Raw genomic sequence first — 389 nt, 5'->3', positions numbered from 1 at the left:
GTGATGCGCTGCTCGGCGCCGTCGACGCCCGGGGCGTTGTCGTCGATGTCGACGGTCGGCGGCGCGTCGGTGGCGCCGTTGATGGTCACCGTCAGGGTGGCGGTGCTCTGGCTGCCGTCGGCGTCGGTGACGGTGTAGCCGAAGGTTTCGGTCAGCGACTCGCCGTCGTCCAGGGCCTGCACGGCGCCGTTGGCGGTGTCGACCCGGTAGGACCAGCTGCCGTCGCCGTTGTCGACGAAGGTGCCGTACTGGGCGGCCGCCACGTCGTCGGCGTCGAAGGCGACCTCGCCGAGGCCGTCGGCGCCGGTGTCGTCGTTGCCCAGCACGTCGCCGCTGATGGCATCCGTGGCGTCCTCGTCGACGCTGGCCGCATCGTCGTCGGCCTCGGG

General features: G+C 72.5%; 1 protein-coding gene. It reads right to left on the bottom strand.

All coding sequences use genetic code 11. The features are described from left to right. On the bottom strand, positions 1 to 389 hold a 389-nt coding region (locus ACXAFN_RS18325), incomplete at both ends, for a VCBS domain-containing protein (protein ID WP_474991171.1).

The organism is Halomonas sp. ABH4_019, from assembly GCF_056159885.1.
This window is presented reverse-complemented; position numbering and strand designations above follow the sequence as displayed.